The following is a 14,264-nucleotide window of genomic DNA, read 5'->3' as shown; positions in this document are numbered from 1 at the left end:
GGTGCGGGCGTGGGCGGGCGAGGCGGGCGCCGGGCGGGGCGCCCTAGAGATGCTTGTAGACCTCGTCCAGCCCGATGCCCTTGGCGAGCATGAGAACCTGCACGTGGTAGAGGAGCTGGGAGATCTCCTCAGCGGCCCGGTCGGCGGACTCGTGCTCGGCGGCCATCCAGCTCTCGGCGGCCTCCTCGACGACCTTCTTGCCGATGGCATGGACGCCGGCGTCGAGCGCGGCCACGGTGCCCGACCCCGCGGGCCGGGTGCGCGCCTTCTCGGACAGCTCGGCGAACAGCTCTTCGAAGGTCTTCATGGTCTCTCTCGTCGGTCGGCTGACGTGCATGACAAGCCTAGTCGGCCCGCGTGGGTCACACGCCCGGTGTCCGGAACACGAGACGACGACACCGGAAAATGATCCTTACTCGATGGTGTCGTCCGCCGGTGTTTCCGCCTCTCCGTCGTACGTCGGTGCGCGCGGAAACACCGCGCCGCGCCCACGTCGCCACCCCCACGGCGCCACCCCTACGGCGTCGGCCCGGGTCGGGTGCCCGCCGGAGGCGGTGTGTGCGCCACTTCGCTTTCATACCGGTTTCGAATCGTTCGCCCGGCCGTCGCCGCTCCTCCGCGCCCGTTCACCGATAATCCGGGATCAGCCAGATCTCCCGCCGGGAGCCGGCAAGCGCCCGCCCCCGGCGCGATGAACCGGGTAAGCGCATGACCATGGGCCGCCCCCACTCCCGCTGATACGGTTCAGTGAAACTTTCATGGCGGAGGTGCCGCGTGAAGAGGCCGACGATCGCCGACATCGCCAGGCGCGCCGGCGTGTCCAAGGGCGCGGTGTCCTACGCCCTGAACGGCCAGCCGGGCGTGTCGGAGGAGACGAGGGCGCGCATCCAGGCGATCGCCCAGGAGATCGGCTGGCGCCCGAACCTGGCCGCGCGCCTGCTGACCGGCGCCGGCGCGGGCGCGATCGGGCTGGTCGTGTGCCGTCCGGCGCGCTTCCTCGGCGTCGAGCCGTTCTTCATGGAGCTGATCAGCGGCATCGAGGGCGAGCTGGCGGCGCGCTCGTGCGCGCTCATGCTCCAGGTGGCCGCCGGGCACGAGGACGAGATCGCCGTGCACCGGCGCTGGTGGGGCGAGGGCCGGGTGGACGGCGTGATCCTCGTCGATCTGCACGCGGACGACCCGCGCGTGCCGGTGATGGAGCAGCTGGGCATGCCGGCGGTGGTGATCGGCCATCCGTCGGCCGCGGGCTCGCTGCCCGCGGTGTGGTCGGACGAGGCTGCCGCGATGCGCGAGGTGCTCGAGCACCTGGCGGCGCTGGGCCACCGGCGCGTCGGGCGGGTGGCGGGCCCGGCGGCCCTGGCGCACACCGCGATCAGGGACGCGGCGTTCGAGGAGTCGCTGGCCGCGCTGGGGCTGGACGGGGCGCCGGCGGCGCACACCGACTACACCGGCGAGGAGGGCGCCCGGGCCACCCGGCGGCTGCTCAGCTCGCGCTCGCGGCCCACGGCGATCGTCTACGACAACGACATCACGGCGCTGGCCGGCCTGTCGGTGGCCCAGGAGATGGGCCTGGAGGTGCCGGCCGGGCTGTCCGTCGTGGCCTGGGACGACTCCCCGCTCTGCCAGGTCGTGCGGCCGCCGCTCACGGCGCTGGCCCGCGACATCCCGGCCTCGGGCGCGCGGGCGGCGCAGCTCGTGCTGCGGATGGCGGCGGGCGAGCAGGTCACCGGCGCGCAGGACGCCGCGGCCCGCCTGCGCCCGCGCGGGAGCACCGCCCCGGCTCCCTGAACCGCTTCACAAACGGCCGTCCCGCCGCGCGCCCCGGGCGGGAGAGGCGGCGCGCGAAACGCGGCGGCGATTTCGATCGCCGCCTATTGTAACTTACCCGTTTAAGTGGTGAGATCCCCATACCTGTGAAGTCGGGCGCCGGGCCGCGGGATGCCCCGCATTCCGCACGCCTCCGTCAGGGGAACCGGGCGCCCATCCGACCGACAGATCGGACGGCCCCCCATGCGACGAACGACGGCAGTCTGCGGCACGGTCCTGGTGGCGCTCCTGAGCGCCGCCTGCGCCACCAGCGGCCAGTCGGAGACCAAGCAAGCCGACCAGAACGCCCCCGCCAGCCTGTCCTTCTGGTCCACCGGCGGAGACGACGAGACCGCGATCTTCCAGAAAGCCGCGGACCTGTACAAGCAGTCGCATCCCAACGTGACGATCAAGGTGCAGACCCTGACGTGGGACGACGCGTACGCCAAGCTGCTGGCCGCGGCCACCAGCCGCAGCGGCCCGGACATCCTGTCCGGCGGCATGACGTGGACCATCCAGTTCGGCGCCCGGGGCGCCATGGTGGACCTGCGCAAGCACGGCCTCGACGCGCTCAAGGCGCAGGCCCAGCCCGCCCAGTGGGAGTCGGCGGTCTCCCCCGACGGCTCGGTGTACGGCGTGCCGCTCGACATGTCGACCTTCGCCCTGTACTACCGCAAGGACCTGCTCGACCAGGCCGAGGTCAGCCCGCCCAGGACGTGGGAGGAGCTGGTCACGGCCATCGACAAGCTCAGGGCCGCCGGGGTGCGGAAGCCGTACAGCCAGGACTGGGGCAACCTCGACTGGATCGGCTACTTCAACTACCTCTACCAGGCGGGCGGCTCGTTCTACACCCCTGACTGCAAGCCGTCGCTCGCCACCCCGCAGGCCGAGCGGGCGCTGACGTACTGGGCGGACCTCTACCGCAAGCACGGCGCGCCGACCGCGACCGTCGAGGGTTCCGACGCGCTCGACACCGGCACCGCGCTGGTCGTGGCCGGCAGCTGGATCGCCAAGGGCATCGACGTCAACAAGCCGAAGCTCAAGGGCAAGTGGGCGATGACCACGCTGCCCGCGGGTCCCGCCGGTCCGACCACGTTCATCGGCGGGCGGGCGATCGGCGTCACGTCGTTCAGCAAGTACGCCCGGATCGGCGCGGACTTCGTGAAGTTCCTCTACTCCGACGAGGCCATCACCGCGATCGTGGACGAGGCCAAGAAGCGCAACCTGCCGTTCATCCCGCCACGCCCGGACAAGGTGGTGTCCACCTCGACGTTCACCCCCGAGCAGGCCCAGGTGTTCGAGACGTCGATCAGCACCGGCAAGGCGGCGCCCGGCTGCCCCGGATGGGACGAGAGCGCGGGAGACGTGGCCAAGCAGCTCCAGTCGGCCATCCTCGGCAAGGCGGACGTCAAGACCGCGCTGGCCGAGGCCGCGAAGGTCATGGAACGCAACGCCGGATAGCCGCCCGCCGGGACCGGCGGGCGCCGGTCCCGGCCCCCGATCCAGGAGCCTGACATGGCCGACATGGCGACCCCCGCCGCCTCACCCCTGCGCAGCGCGCTGCGCCGCTACGGCACCTCCTCCCTCATGCTGCTGCCGTTCCTCGCGCTGTTCGCGGGCTTCCTCCTCTGGCCGCTGGCCAACTCGCTGTTCCTGAGCTTCACCCGCTTCGACGGGATCAACCCGGCGGAGTTCACCGGCCTGGACAACTTCCGGCAGCTCGCCGGGGACGCCCGCTTCCGTCACGCGCTCGGCAACACGGCCCTGTACGTGGTCGCGTCGGTCGGGCTGGGCACGCTGCTGTCGCTGGGTCTCGCGCTGGCCTTCAACGGCACGAGCTGGCCGCACCGGATCATGCGCACCCTGTTCTTCCTGCCGTCCGTCACCTCCTCCATCGCGCTGATGCTCATGTGGAAGTGGGTGCTGTTCCCCAGCGACGTGGGGCTGGCCAACACCGTCGTCGGCTGGTTCGGCGGCCACGCCGTCGCGTGGCTGGCCACACCCGGGCTGACCGTCCCGATCCTGGTGCTGATGTCGGTGTGGGGCGGCATGGGGTACGGCATGGTGCTGTACGTGGCCGGGCTCGGCTCGATCCCCGAGGAGTACTACGAGGCGGCCCGCATCGACGGCGCCTCCGTCTGGCAGCAGTTCCGCCGGATCACGCTGCCGCTGCTGCGGCCGGTCACCACGTACGTGGTGGTCACCGGCCTCATCGGGGCGTTCCAGGTGTTCGAGGCCGTCTACATCGTCTTCCGCGGCACCAACAACGTCGGAGGCGTGCTCGACTCCGGCCTGATGATCGTCCCCTATCTGTACGACCAGGGCTTCACCCACTTCAAGCTCGGCTACGCCTCGGCGATCGCGTGGGTGCTGTTCGTGATCATCTTCGTGCTGAGCCTCGTCAACCTGCGCCTGGGCCGTGCGATGAAGGAGCTGTGATGGCCGTCCTGGAGACCGTCGCCCCCGTCCGCCACGCCCGGCGACCGGCGCCCGCACCCGGCCGCCGGGCCCGGATCAACCGGCACCTGCTGCGCCTGCCGTTCTACCTGCTGTCGCTGACGATGGTCGTGCCGTTCTACTGGCTGGTCATCACGGTCTTCAAGACCCCGACGGAGCTGGCCAGGACGCCACCGTCGTTCGTGCCGCACTCCCCCACGTTCGACAACTTCTACGACCCCGACTGGTCGCCCCGGCACATCGACCCCGGCCATCTGCAGGGCATCTTCCAGCGCTTCCAGGTGGACTTCGGGTTCTGGCGGTTCCTGTTCAACAGCCTGTTCATCACCACCGCGATCACGGTGGGGTCGCTGCTGATCTGCTCGCTGGCGGCGTACGTGATCGCCAAGCACGACATCAGGGGACGCCGGGTGATCTTCCTGATGATCATCGCGTCGATGATGGTGCCGTGGCAGACCACGCTGATCCCCAACTACGTGATCATGCGGAACCTGGGCTGGCTGGACAGCTATCCCGCCTACATCGTCCCGGCCCTGGCCAAGGCGTTCGTGCTGTTCTTCCTCGTGCAGTTCCTCCAGTCGCTGCCGAACGAGCTGATCCAGGCCGCGCGGGTGGACGGCGCCGGGGAGTGGCGGATCTGGTGGACGATCGTGCTCCCGCTGCTGCGGCCCGCCCTGGCCGCCATGTCGATCTTCATCGTGCTGGCGGAGTGGAACAACTTCCTCTGGCCGTTGATCATCGTGCAGAGCGACGAGATGGCGAACCTGCCCGTGGCGCTGGCCAGGCTCAACTCCTACTTCGCCGGCCCGGACCACCAGGGCGCGATCATGGCGGGCGGGCTGCTGGCGTCGGTGCCGACGATCGCCTTCTTCCTGGTGTTCCAGAAGTACTTCACCCGTGGCATCGCGCTCAGCGGCCTCAAGGGCTGACCGGCCTCACCGCTGGTGCGCCTGGAGCAGGTCGAGCAGGTCGCGGTCCACCTCGAAACCGTCCAGCCGCGTCCGATCCGGCCCGGGTGACCGCCTCCGACCCATGCGAGGGCGTGCTCCGCCGGGAACGGCGCGGCCCGCCGTACCAGTCCTCTGCGGAGGGGCACGGCGGGCCGTCAAGGGTGTGTCGGGTCAGCGGCCGAAGCGGCGGCCCTCCGAGCGGTAGCCGCCCGAGCGGTGGCCGTCGCGCGGACGGTCGTCGCCGCGGAAGCCGCGCTCACGGTCGGCCGAGAACGGCCGGCCACGGTCGCCGCCGCGCGCGCCGCGGTCGTCGGCGCGGAAGCCGCCGCCGCGCGGGCCGCGGTCGTCGCGGAAACCGCCGCGGGCGCCGCGGTCGTCGGGGCGGAAGCCGCCGTCACGCGAGCCACGGCCCTCGGAGCGGAAACCGCCGCCGCGCGGGCCTCGGTCGTCCCCGCGGAACGGCCGGTCCTCGGAACGGAACGGACGCTCCTCGGAGCGGAAACCGCCGCCGCGCGGACCGCGGTCGTCCCCGCGGAACGGCCGGTCCTCGGAACGGGACGGACGCTCGTCCGAGCGGAACCCGCCGTCGCGCCGGCCGCGGTCGTCGCGGCGGAAGCCGCGCTCCCGGCGGTCCTCGCCGAACGTGCGCGGCTCGCGCGAGCCCGCCTCCTGCTCGCCGCCCTCGAAGCGGCGCGCACCGTACGAGCGGTCGCCGTCCTCACGGCGCGAGCCGTAGGAGTCGTCCCGGCGGGAACCGTAGGAACGCTCGCCGCCCTGGCCCGACGCCGAGCCGGAGCCCGAGGCGTCGTCGTGGCGGCGGGGCCGGCGGTCGCCGTCGCCGTCGCGCCCGAAGTCGCGGCGCCCGCGCCGCCCCCCGCGGCGCTCGCCGTGCCCGCCGCCGTGACCGTGCTCGCGGCGCGGCCGCAGCGGCTTGCGCACGTCGGGCTCCCACACGGGGATGGCCTCGCCGCTCGGGATGCGGGCGCCGGTCACCTCGGCGACCCGCGGGTGGCCCGGGGTGGCCTTGAGGCGGAACGGGTGGATGCCCGCCCGGCGGGTGAGCTGGTCGGTGGAGCGGCGCTCGTTGGGCAGCACGAGGGTGACCACGGTGCCCTTCTCGCCCGCGCGGGCCGTACGGCCGCCGCGGTGCAGGTAGCTCTTGTGGTCCTGCGGCGGGTCGACGTGCAGCACCAGGCTGATGTTGTCGACGTGGATGCCGCGGGCCGCCACGTCGGTGCAGACGAGCACGTTGACGGAGCCCTCGCGGAACTCGGCGAGGATGCGGGTGCGCTGGTTCTGGCGCTTGCCGCCGTGCAGGCCGCCCGCCTTGACGCCGACCCGGGCGAGCTGCTTGCACAGCCGGTCGACGCCGTGCTGGGTGCGGACGAAGATGATCGTGCGGCCCTCACGGTTGGCGATCTCCGCCGTGACGTCGAACTTGTCGTCACGCGTGACCTGCATCACGTGGTGCTCCATCGTGTCGACCGGGGAGGTCGCGGGGGCGACGGAGTGGGTGATCGGGTCCTTGAGGAAGCGCCGCACCAGCTTGTCGACGTCGCCGTCGAGCGTGGCGGAGAACAGCAGCCGCTGCCCGTCGGCCGGGGTCTGCGCGAGCAGCTCGGTGACGACGGGGAAGAAGCCGAGGTCGCACATGTGGTCGGCCTCGTCGAGGACGCTCACCTCGATCTCGGCCAGCGAGCACTCGCCCTGGCGGATGAGGTCGCCGAGCCGGCCGGGCGTGGCGATGACGATGTCGACGCCGCGCCGCAGGGCCTCGATCTGCTTGCCCATGGACATGCCGCCGACGACGACCTTCATGCGCAGGCCGAGGCCGCGGCCGAGCGGCTCCAGCGCGTCGTGCACCTGGAGGGCCAGCTCGCGGGTCGGGACGAGGATCATCGCGCGGGGACGGCCCGGGGCGGGCTTGACGCCGGCGATGCGGGTCATGGTGGGCAGGCCGAAGGCGAGCGTCTTGCCGGAGCCGGTCTGGCCGCGGCCGAGGACGTCGGCGCCGGTCAGCACGTCGGGGATGGTGGCGCTCTGGATGGGGAAGGGGCTGTCGATGCCCTGGCGGGCCAGGCCGGCCACGAGCGGCTTGGGCAGACCCAGCAGCTCGAACCCGGGCACGGCCTGCTCAGGGGCGAGGTCGGCCAGACCCTGCTCGGGGGCGAGCTCGGGCAGGACAGCGTCAAGCATGGTCACGAACGTCGTGCCTTTCAGTCGAAGTGGCGCGTCACTTCTGCGAAAGGACGAGCCAGGACGTGCGGCTGCGTGCCGCACTCATTGCGAGGCGCGGGTGATCGGCACCCGCTGGGGTGGGGACTGGCCCGGACCGGTGTGCTCACCGGCATGTCGTCGGGCCGTCTACGCGCACCCGGTTGCCGGCCGCAGGCGGCGAGACGCACGTGAAGGTGCGCCAGGTGCACGTGGTGCCAACGCGGGGAGGACCATGGGTATTCCCCGCCCGGTCCGGCTCTCGGACCGAGGCACAGGCGCGGCCGGCACCGGGGTGCCGGCCGTACTGCTCAGGATCACGCTATACGGGACGAACCACTCGGGGCGCCCCGCTGGAGGCTGATGCTGCTGAAGGTCAGGAGATCAGACGTTGAAGCCTAGCATACGCAGCTGCTCACGGCCCTCGTCAGTGATCTTGTCAGGGCCCCACGGCGGAAGCCAGACCCAGTTGATCTTCACATCGGAGACCATACCATCGAGCGCGGAGTGCGCCTGATCCTCGATCACGTCGGTGAGCGGGCAGGCGGCGCTGGTGAGCGTCATGTCGATGGTGGCCACGGGCCGGCCACCCTCGGCGGGGTCGAGGTTGAGGCCGTAGACCAGGCCGAGATCGACGACGTTGATGCCCAGCTCGGGGTCCACGACGTCCTTGAGCGCCTCCATGACCTCCTCGACGGTGGTCTCACCGTCGAACGAGGTCGGCGTCTCCACCGGCTTGCTCATCAGCTGGCACTCCTCACTACAGCGTCCTTGTAGGCCATCCAGGACAGCAGCGCGCACTTGACCCTGGCCGGGAACTTGGCGACCCCGGCGAACGCCACGGCGTCGCCCAGGATCTCCTCGTCGGCCTCCACCTGTCCCCTGCCCTGCATGAGCCGGGTGAACTCGTCGACGACCGACAGCGTCTCCTCCACCGTGGAGCCCGCGGTCAGCTCGTGCAGGACCGAGGCGGCGGCCTGGCTGATGGAGCAGCCCTGGCCGTCGTAGGAGACGTCCTCGATCCGGCCGGCGTCGCCGACCTTGACCCGGAGCGTGATCTCGTCGCCACACGTCGGGTTCACGTGGTGCACCTCGGCGTCGTACGGCTCGCGCAGCCCCCGCCCCTGCGGGTGCTTGTAGTGCTCCAGGATCAGCTCCTGGTACATCGACTCGCCGATCATGGCTATGCGAACACCTTCTGAACGTGGTGGAGGCCGCGCACCAGGGCGTCGATCTCGCCCGTGGTGTTGTACAGGTAGAACGACGCCCGCGTGGTCGCCGGTATTCCGAACCTGAGGTGCAGCGGGCGCGCGCAGTGGTGGCCGACCCGCACGGCGATGCCGAAGCTGTCGTCGAGGATCTGCCCCACGTCGTGCGGGTGGATGCCCTCCAGCGTGAACGACAGGGTCGCGCCGCGCCGGTCGAGGGTCTCGGGCCCGATGAGCCGCAGCGTGGGCACCTCGCGCAGGGCCTCCAGCGCGTACGCCGTCAGCTCCCGCTCGTGCGCCTCGACGGCGTCCATGCCGATGCCCTGGAGGTAGTCGACGGCCGCGCCGAGACCGATGGCCTCGACGATCGGCGGCGTGCCCGCCTCGAACTTGTGCGGGATCGGCGCGTACGTCGAGTGGTCCATCCAGACCGCCTCGATCATCTCGCCGCCGCCCAGGAACGGGGGCATGGCCTCGAGCAGCTCGCCCCGCCCCCACAGCACGCCGATGCCGGACGGGCCGAGCATCTTGTGACCGGTGAAGGCCACGAAGTCGACGCCCAGCCCGGCGACGTCCACCGGGTGGTGCGGCACGGACTGGGAGGCGTCGAGCATCACCAGGGCGCCCACCTCGCGGGCGCGCCGCAGCACGTCGGCGACCGGGTTGACGGTGCCGAGCACGTTGGACTGGTGGGCGATCGAGACGATCTTCGTGCGCTCGGTGACCAGCTCGTCCAGGGTGGACAGGTCGAGCCGGCCCTCGTCGGTGACGCCGAACCACTTCAGGGTCGCGCCGGTGCGCTGGACGAGCAGCTGCCACGGCACGATGTTGGAGTGGTGCTCCATCTCGGAGATGACGATCTCGTCGCCGGGGCCGAGCGCGAAGCGCGGGTCGGTGCCCTCGCCCGAGGAGCCCCACAGGTGGGGGCCGAAGGCGTGGGCCACCAGGTTGAGCGCCTCGGAGGCGTTCTTGGTGAAGATCACCTCGTCGCGGGAGGGCGCGCCGATGAAGGCGGCCACCTTGTCGCGCGCGCTCTCGTACGCCTCGGTGGACTCGGCGCCGAGCGCGTGCATGGCGCGCCCGACGTTGCTGTAGTGCATCGCCAGGTGCTCGCGCACCGTCTCGACGACCGGCGTGGGCTTCTGCGAGGAGTTGCCCGAGTCGAGGTAGATCAGCGGGCGCCCGCCGGGCAGCTCGCGGGAGAGAACCGGGAAGTCCTTCCTGATCCTCTCCACGTCCAAGCTGGTGGGATGAGTCATGCAGTCGCCTTCGTGTACTGCTCGTAGCCCTCGGACTCGAGCTTGTCGGCCAGCTCCGGGCCGCCCTCCTCGACGATCCGGCCGCCCGCGAAGACGTGGACGAAGTCCGGCTTCACGTAGCGCAGGATGCGGGTGTAGTGCGTGATGAGCAGCACGCCCGTGTCGCCGGACGCGCGGAAGCGGTTGATGCCCTCCGACACCACGCGCAGCGCGTCGACGTCGAGGCCGGAGTCGGTCTCGTCGAGCACGGCGATCTTGGGCTTGAGCAGCTCGAGCTGGAGGATCTCGTGGCGCTTCTTCTCACCGCCGGAGAAGCCCTCGTTGAGGTTGCGCTGGGCGAAGGCGGCGTCGATGGACAGGGCGTCCATGCCGTTCTTGAGGTCCTTGGCGAACTCGCGCAGCTTGGGGGCCTCGCCGCGGACCGCGGTGACGGCCGAGCGCAGGAAGTTGGACACCGACACGCCGGGGACCTCGACGGGGTACTGCATGGCGAGGAACAGGCCGGCGCGGGCGCGCTCGTCGACCGACAGCTCCAGCAGGTCGACGCCGTCGAGCAGCACCTGGCCGCCGGTGATCGTGTACTTGGGGTGACCGGCGATGGCGTAGGCGAGCGTGGACTTGCCGGAGCCGTTGGGGCCCATGATGGCGTGGGTCTCGCCGGACCTCACGGTGAGGTTGACGCCGCGCAGGATCGCCTTGTCCTCGACGGCGACCTGGAGGTCGCGGATCTCAAGGGTGGACATGTGCTTATGACTCCTTCGAGAGCGAGACGAGGACGTCATCGCCGTCGATCTTGACTGTGTAGGTGTTCACGGGCCTGGTCGCGGGCGGGCCGGTGGGCTTGCCGCTGCGGATGTCGAAGCACGAGCCGTGCAGCCAGCACTCCAGCGTGTCGTCGTAGACCTCTCCCTCGCTGAGCCTGACCTCGGCGTGGGAGCAGATGTCGTGCAGCGCGAAGACCTCGTCGCCCTTGCGGACGAGCGCGACGGGGGTCTCCCCGACCTCCACGCCGAGCACCCCGCCGTCGGGGATGTCGGACACGCTGCACACCTTCTCGAAACTCATCGCGCGAGCTCCGCCTCCACCGCGCCCATGACGCGCTCGCGGATCTCGTCGATCTCGATGCGCTCGATGAGCTGGCCGAGGAAGCCGCGGATGACCAGGCGGCGGGCCTCGTCGAAGGGGATGCCGCGCGCCTGGAGGTAGAAGATGTGCTCGTCGTCGAGGCGGCCCGACGTCGAGGCGTGACCCGCGCCGGCGACCTCGCCGGTGAGGATCTCCAGGTTGGGCACCGAGTCGGCGCGGGCGCCGTCGGTGAGGATGAGGTTGCGGTTGAGCTCGTAGGTGTCGGTGCCCTCGGCCTCGACGCGGATGATCACGTCGCCGATCCAGACGGCGTGCGCGTCCTCGCCCTGCAGGGCGCCGCGGTAGTCGACGTTGCTCTTGCAGTGGGGCTGCGAGTGGTCGACCAGCAGGCGGTGCTCCAGGTGCTGGCCCGCGTCCACGAAGTAGACGCCGGCCAGGTCGGCGTCGCCGCCGGGGCCGGTGTAGGACACGCTGGGCGACAGCCGCACGAGGTCGCCGCCGAGCGTCACCACGAAGCTGCGGAAGGTGGCGTCCTTGGCGAGCTGGGCGTGGTGGTGGGAGACGTGGACGGCGTCGTCCTCCCAGTCCTGGAGGCTGACGACCTTGAGGGAGGCGCCGTCGCCGACGACGAACTCGATGTTGTCGGCGTAGACCGCGCTGCCCTGGTGCTCGATGACGACCACGGCCTGCGCCAGCGGCTCGACGACGACCACGATGTGGCCGTAGGAGGCGCCGTCGGCGCCGCCGCCGCGCAGCTCGACCTTGATGTGGTCCTCGGGAGTCGCCTCCTTGGGGACCGTGATGACCAGCGCCTTCTCGAAGGCGTTGTAGGCCTGGGCGCTGACCCGGTCGGCCGGCACGTACGCGCGGCCGATGCGCGGGTCCTCGCGGCCGACCCACTCGGCGCTCACGCCGGAGGGGGTCCAGGCCTGGACGACGAGCTGGCCGGTGGCCTCCGCCTTGCCGTTGTGCAGGCCCTTGAGGCGCGAGAGCGGGGTGAAGCGCCACGCCTCCTCGCGCCCGGTCGGCACGTCGAAGTCGGCCAGGTCGTACGACGCCTTCTCGTGCAGGGTCGACAGGGGCTTCTCGTTCAGGCCCATCAGCCGACGGCTCCTTCCATCTGCAGCTCGATCAGCCGGTTGAGCTCGAGCGCGTACTCCATGGGCAGCTCGCGCGCGATCGGCTCGACGAAGCCGCGCACGATCATCGCCATCGCCTCGTCCTCGTCGAGGCCGCGGCTCATGAGGTAGAACAGCTGGTCCTCGCTGACCTTGGAGACCGTGGCCTCGTGCCCCATGGACACGTCGTCCTCGCGGACGTCGACGTAGGGGTAGGTGTCGGAGCGGCTGATCTGGTCGACGAGCAGCGCGTCGCACTTGACCGTGCTGGCGCTGCCGTGGGCGCCCTCCTCGATCTGCACGAGACCGCGGTAGGAGGTGCGGCCGCCGCCGCGGGCCACCGACTTGGAGATGACGCTGGAGCTGGTGTGGGGCGCCAGGTGCACCATCTTGGAGCCGGCGTCCTGGTGCTGGCCCTCGCCGGCGAAGGCGACGCTCAGCGTCTCGCCCTTGGCGTGCTCGCCCATGAGGTAGACGGCCGGGTACTTCATCGTGACCTTGGAGCCGATGTTGCCGTCGATCCACTCCATGGTGGCGCCCTCGTAGGCGACGGCGCGCTTGGTCACCAGGTTGTAGACGTTGTTCGACCAGTTCTGGATGGTCGTGTAGCGGCAGCGGGCGTTCTTCTTCACGATGATCTCGACGACCGCGGAGTGCAGCGAGTCGGACGAGTAGATCGGCGCGGTGCAGCCCTCGACGTAGTGGACGTAGGAGTTCTCGTCCACGATGATCAGGGTCCGCTCGAACTGGCCCATGTTCTCGGTGTTGATCCGGAAGTACGCCTGGAGCGGGATCTCGACCTCGACGTTCGGCGGCACGTAGATGAACGAGCCACCGGACCACACGGCGGTGTTGAGGGCGGCGAACTTGTTGTCGCCGACCGGGATGACCGAGCCGAAGTACTCCTTGAACAGGTCCTCGTGCTCACGCAGGCCGGTGTCGGTGTCGACGAAGATGACGCCCTTCTCCTCAAGGTCCTCACGGATCTTGTGGTAGACGACCTCCGACTCGTACTGGGCGGCGACGCCGGCGATGAGCCGCTGCTTCTCGGCCTCGGGGATGCCCAGCTTGTCGTAGGTGTTCTTGATGTCGGCGGGCAGCTCGTCCCAGGAGGCGGCCTGCTTCTCCGTCGAGCGGACGAAGTACTTGATGTTGTCGAAGTCGATGTCGCTGAGGTCGGAGCCCCAGGTGGGCAGCGGCTTCTTGTCGAACAGGCGGAGGCCCTTCAGGCGAAGGTCGAGCATCCACTCCGGCTCGTTCTTGAGCCCGGAGATGTTGCGCACGACGTCCTCGGACAGGCCACGCTTGGCCGCCGCCCCGGCGGCATCCGGGTCGGCCCAGCCGAACTTGTAATTCCCGAGGCCTTCCAGCTCCGGGCGGTCGGTGACAGTCACCTTCCGGTCTCCTTGCTCTTGTCTCTATGTGCGGGATCACCCAGCGATTGCGGGCTGACGTGTGTGGTGCAGACCCCGTCGCCGTGGGCGATCGTGGCCAGGCGCTGCACGGGGGTGCCGAGAACCCGGGCGAACGCCTCGGTCTCGGCCTCGCAGAGCTGAGGGAACTCCGCCGCCACGTGCGCCACCGGACAGTGGTGCTGGCAGAGCTGGTCTCCGCCGGACTTGGCCTTGCTGGCCGACGCGGCGTAGCCCTCGGCCGAGAGCGCCTGCGCCAGCACCTCGACCCGCTGCTCGGCGGGCACCTCGCGCATGACCGGCTCCAGCCTACGCAGCAGGCCGGAGACCTGCGAGCGGGCGAAGTCGGTCACCGCCTCGTCCCCCATGCGCTCGGCCAGGAAACGCAGCGCGCTCCCGGCCAGGTCGTCATAGGCGTGCTCGAAGGCACTGCGCCCCGCGTCGGTGATGGCGAACAGCTTGGCCGGCCGCCCGCGCCCGCGCTGGCCGCGTGGTCGTACCGTGCGAGGCTCTATCATCCCGTCGGACAGCAACGCGTCGAGGTGACGGCGGACGGCGGCCGGGGTCAGCCCGAGCCGTTCGCCCAGCGCGGCGGCCGCGACGGGACCGTGCTCCAGGATGAGCCGGGCCACGCGCGCGCGGGTGCTGCGCTCGCTGCCGGGCTCGATCGTGGTGGGCACGTTTTTCACAACATCAGTGTGCCGTAATTCCTTCCCGCCCCACAAACGGATCCTGGGAAAGGGTCAATGCAATT

The 14,264-nt window shown here is 70.6% G+C and carries 14 protein-coding genes; 4 read left to right on the top strand and 10 right to left on the bottom strand.

Annotation, left to right across the window (positions count from 1 at the left end; all coding sequences use genetic code 11):
- Positions 1-43 precede the first annotated feature (43 nt).
- Positions 44-307, bottom strand: a complete 264-nt coding sequence (locus HT134_RS16195; RefSeq protein ID WP_175589604.1) for a phosphoribosyl-ATP diphosphatase — start codon at positions 305-307, stop codon at positions 44-46.
- Between the two features lie 467 nt (positions 308-774).
- Here HT134_RS16195 and HT134_RS16190 point away from each other — a divergent pair, with 467 nt between their 5' ends.
- From HT134_RS16190 to HT134_RS16175, 4 genes are all read left to right on the top strand, one after another.
- On the top strand, positions 775-1,788 hold the full coding sequence (locus HT134_RS16190; protein ID WP_175601224.1) for a LacI family DNA-binding transcriptional regulator: 1,014 nt from the start codon (positions 775-777) through the stop codon (positions 1,786-1,788).
- Positions 1,789-2,010: 222 nt separating this feature from the next.
- Positions 2,011-3,267 (top strand): extracellular solute-binding protein, encoded by a 1,257-nt coding sequence (locus HT134_RS16185; protein ID WP_175601223.1) that lies wholly within the window; start codon positions 2,011-2,013, stop codon positions 3,265-3,267.
- 54 nt (positions 3,268-3,321) lie between these two features.
- Positions 3,322-4,245, top strand: a complete 924-nt coding sequence (locus HT134_RS16180; protein WP_175601222.1) for a carbohydrate ABC transporter permease — start codon at positions 3,322-3,324, stop codon at positions 4,243-4,245.
- Positions 4,245-5,192 carry a carbohydrate ABC transporter permease gene (locus HT134_RS16175; protein ID WP_175601221.1) on the top strand — a complete coding sequence of 316 codons (948 nt, stop codon included), beginning with the start codon at positions 4,245-4,247 and terminating at the stop codon, positions 5,190-5,192. Before HT134_RS16180 ends, HT134_RS16175 begins: the two co-directional genes overlap by 1 nt.
- A 192-nt stretch (positions 5,193-5,384) precedes the next feature.
- On the opposite strand, the gene HT134_RS16170 is transcribed toward HT134_RS16175, so the two are convergent.
- From HT134_RS16170 to HT134_RS16130, 9 genes are all read right to left on the bottom strand, one after another.
- Positions 5,385-7,409 (bottom strand): DEAD/DEAH box helicase, encoded by a 2,025-nt coding sequence (locus HT134_RS16170; protein WP_175601220.1) that lies wholly within the window; start codon positions 7,407-7,409, stop codon positions 5,385-5,387.
- A gap of 402 nt (positions 7,410-7,811) precedes the next feature.
- Positions 7,812-8,171 (bottom strand): metal-sulfur cluster assembly factor, encoded by a 360-nt coding sequence (locus tag HT134_RS16165; protein WP_175601219.1) that lies wholly within the window; start codon positions 8,169-8,171, stop codon positions 7,812-7,814.
- Positions 8,171-8,608 carry a Fe-S cluster assembly sulfur transfer protein SufU gene (sufU, locus tag HT134_RS16160; protein ID WP_175601218.1) on the bottom strand — a complete coding sequence of 146 codons (438 nt, stop codon included), beginning with the start codon at positions 8,606-8,608 and terminating at the stop codon, positions 8,171-8,173. The genes HT134_RS16165 and sufU overlap by 1 nt, the downstream gene beginning before the upstream one ends.
- A gap of 2 nt (positions 8,609-8,610) precedes the next feature.
- The gene (locus HT134_RS16155) at positions 8,611-9,894 is read right to left on the bottom strand and encodes a cysteine desulfurase (protein ID WP_281387530.1); all 1,284 of its coding nucleotides are present in this window, start codon (positions 9,892-9,894) and stop codon (positions 8,611-8,613) included.
- Entirely contained in the window at positions 9,891-10,637 is a 747-nt protein-coding gene (sufC, locus tag HT134_RS16150; protein ID WP_175601217.1) for a Fe-S cluster assembly ATPase SufC, read from the bottom strand. The genes HT134_RS16155 and sufC overlap by 4 nt, the downstream gene beginning before the upstream one ends.
- A gap of 4 nt (positions 10,638-10,641) precedes the next feature.
- Complete coding sequence (locus HT134_RS16145) at positions 10,642-10,959, bottom strand: non-heme iron oxygenase ferredoxin subunit (protein WP_175601216.1); 318 nt, start codon at positions 10,957-10,959, stop codon at positions 10,642-10,644.
- Positions 10,956-12,080 (bottom strand): Fe-S cluster assembly protein SufD, encoded by a 1,125-nt coding sequence (gene sufD / locus HT134_RS16140; protein ID WP_175601215.1) that lies wholly within the window; start codon positions 12,078-12,080, stop codon positions 10,956-10,958. Before sufD ends, HT134_RS16145 begins: the two co-directional genes overlap by 4 nt.
- Positions 12,080-13,492, bottom strand: coding sequence for a Fe-S cluster assembly protein SufB (sufB, locus tag HT134_RS16135; RefSeq protein WP_175601214.1), 1,413 nt, complete (start codon positions 13,490-13,492; stop codon positions 12,080-12,082). The genes sufD and sufB overlap by 1 nt, the downstream gene beginning before the upstream one ends.
- Complete coding sequence (locus HT134_RS16130; RefSeq protein WP_312888152.1) at positions 13,489-14,190, bottom strand: helix-turn-helix transcriptional regulator; 702 nt, start codon at positions 14,188-14,190, stop codon at positions 13,489-13,491. The genes sufB and HT134_RS16130 overlap by 4 nt, the downstream gene beginning before the upstream one ends.
- Positions 14,191-14,264: the final 74 nt, after the last annotated feature.

This window comes from Nonomuraea rhodomycinica (genome assembly GCF_013363995.1).
In the GTDB taxonomy this organism is placed as follows: Bacteria; Actinomycetota; Actinomycetes; order Streptosporangiales; family Streptosporangiaceae; genus Nonomuraea; species Nonomuraea rhodomycinica.
Note: the sequence above shows the minus strand (reverse complement) of the source record. Positions and strands in the feature narration are given on the sequence as shown.

Bases quoted from the DNA above. Each gene is read 5' to 3' on its own strand.
- sufU (WP_175601218.1), bottom strand. From the start codon at position 8,608: ATGATCGGCGAGTCGATGTACCAGGAGCTGATCCTGGAGCACTACAAG.
- HT134_RS16145 (WP_175601216.1), bottom strand. From the start codon at position 10,959: ATGAGTTTCGAGAAGGTGTGCAGCGTGTCCGACATCCCCGACGGCGGG.
- HT134_RS16195 (WP_175589604.1), bottom strand. From the start codon at position 307: ATGAAGACCTTCGAAGAGCTGTTCGCCGAGCTGTCCGAGAAGGCGCGC.
- HT134_RS16185 (WP_175601223.1), top strand. From the start codon at position 2,011: ATGCGACGAACGACGGCAGTCTGCGGCACGGTCCTGGTGGCGCTCCTG.
- HT134_RS16180 (WP_175601222.1), top strand. From the start codon at position 3,322: ATGGCCGACATGGCGACCCCCGCCGCCTCACCCCTGCGCAGCGCGCTG.
- HT134_RS16165 (WP_175601219.1), bottom strand. From the start codon at position 8,171: ATGAGCAAGCCGGTGGAGACGCCGACCTCGTTCGACGGTGAGACCACC.
- sufD (WP_175601215.1), bottom strand. From the start codon at position 12,080: ATGGGCCTGAACGAGAAGCCCCTGTCGACCCTGCACGAGAAGGCGTCG.
- sufC (WP_175601217.1), bottom strand. From the start codon at position 10,637: ATGTCCACCCTTGAGATCCGCGACCTCCAGGTCGCCGTCGAGGACAAG.
- HT134_RS16155 (WP_281387530.1), bottom strand. From the start codon at position 9,894: ATGACTCATCCCACCAGCTTGGACGTGGAGAGGATCAGGAAGGACTTC.
- HT134_RS16170 (WP_175601220.1), bottom strand. From the start codon at position 7,409: ATGCTTGACGCTGTCCTGCCCGAGCTCGCCCCCGAGCAGGGTCTGGCC.
- HT134_RS16175 (WP_175601221.1), top strand. From the start codon at position 4,245: ATGGCCGTCCTGGAGACCGTCGCCCCCGTCCGCCACGCCCGGCGACCG.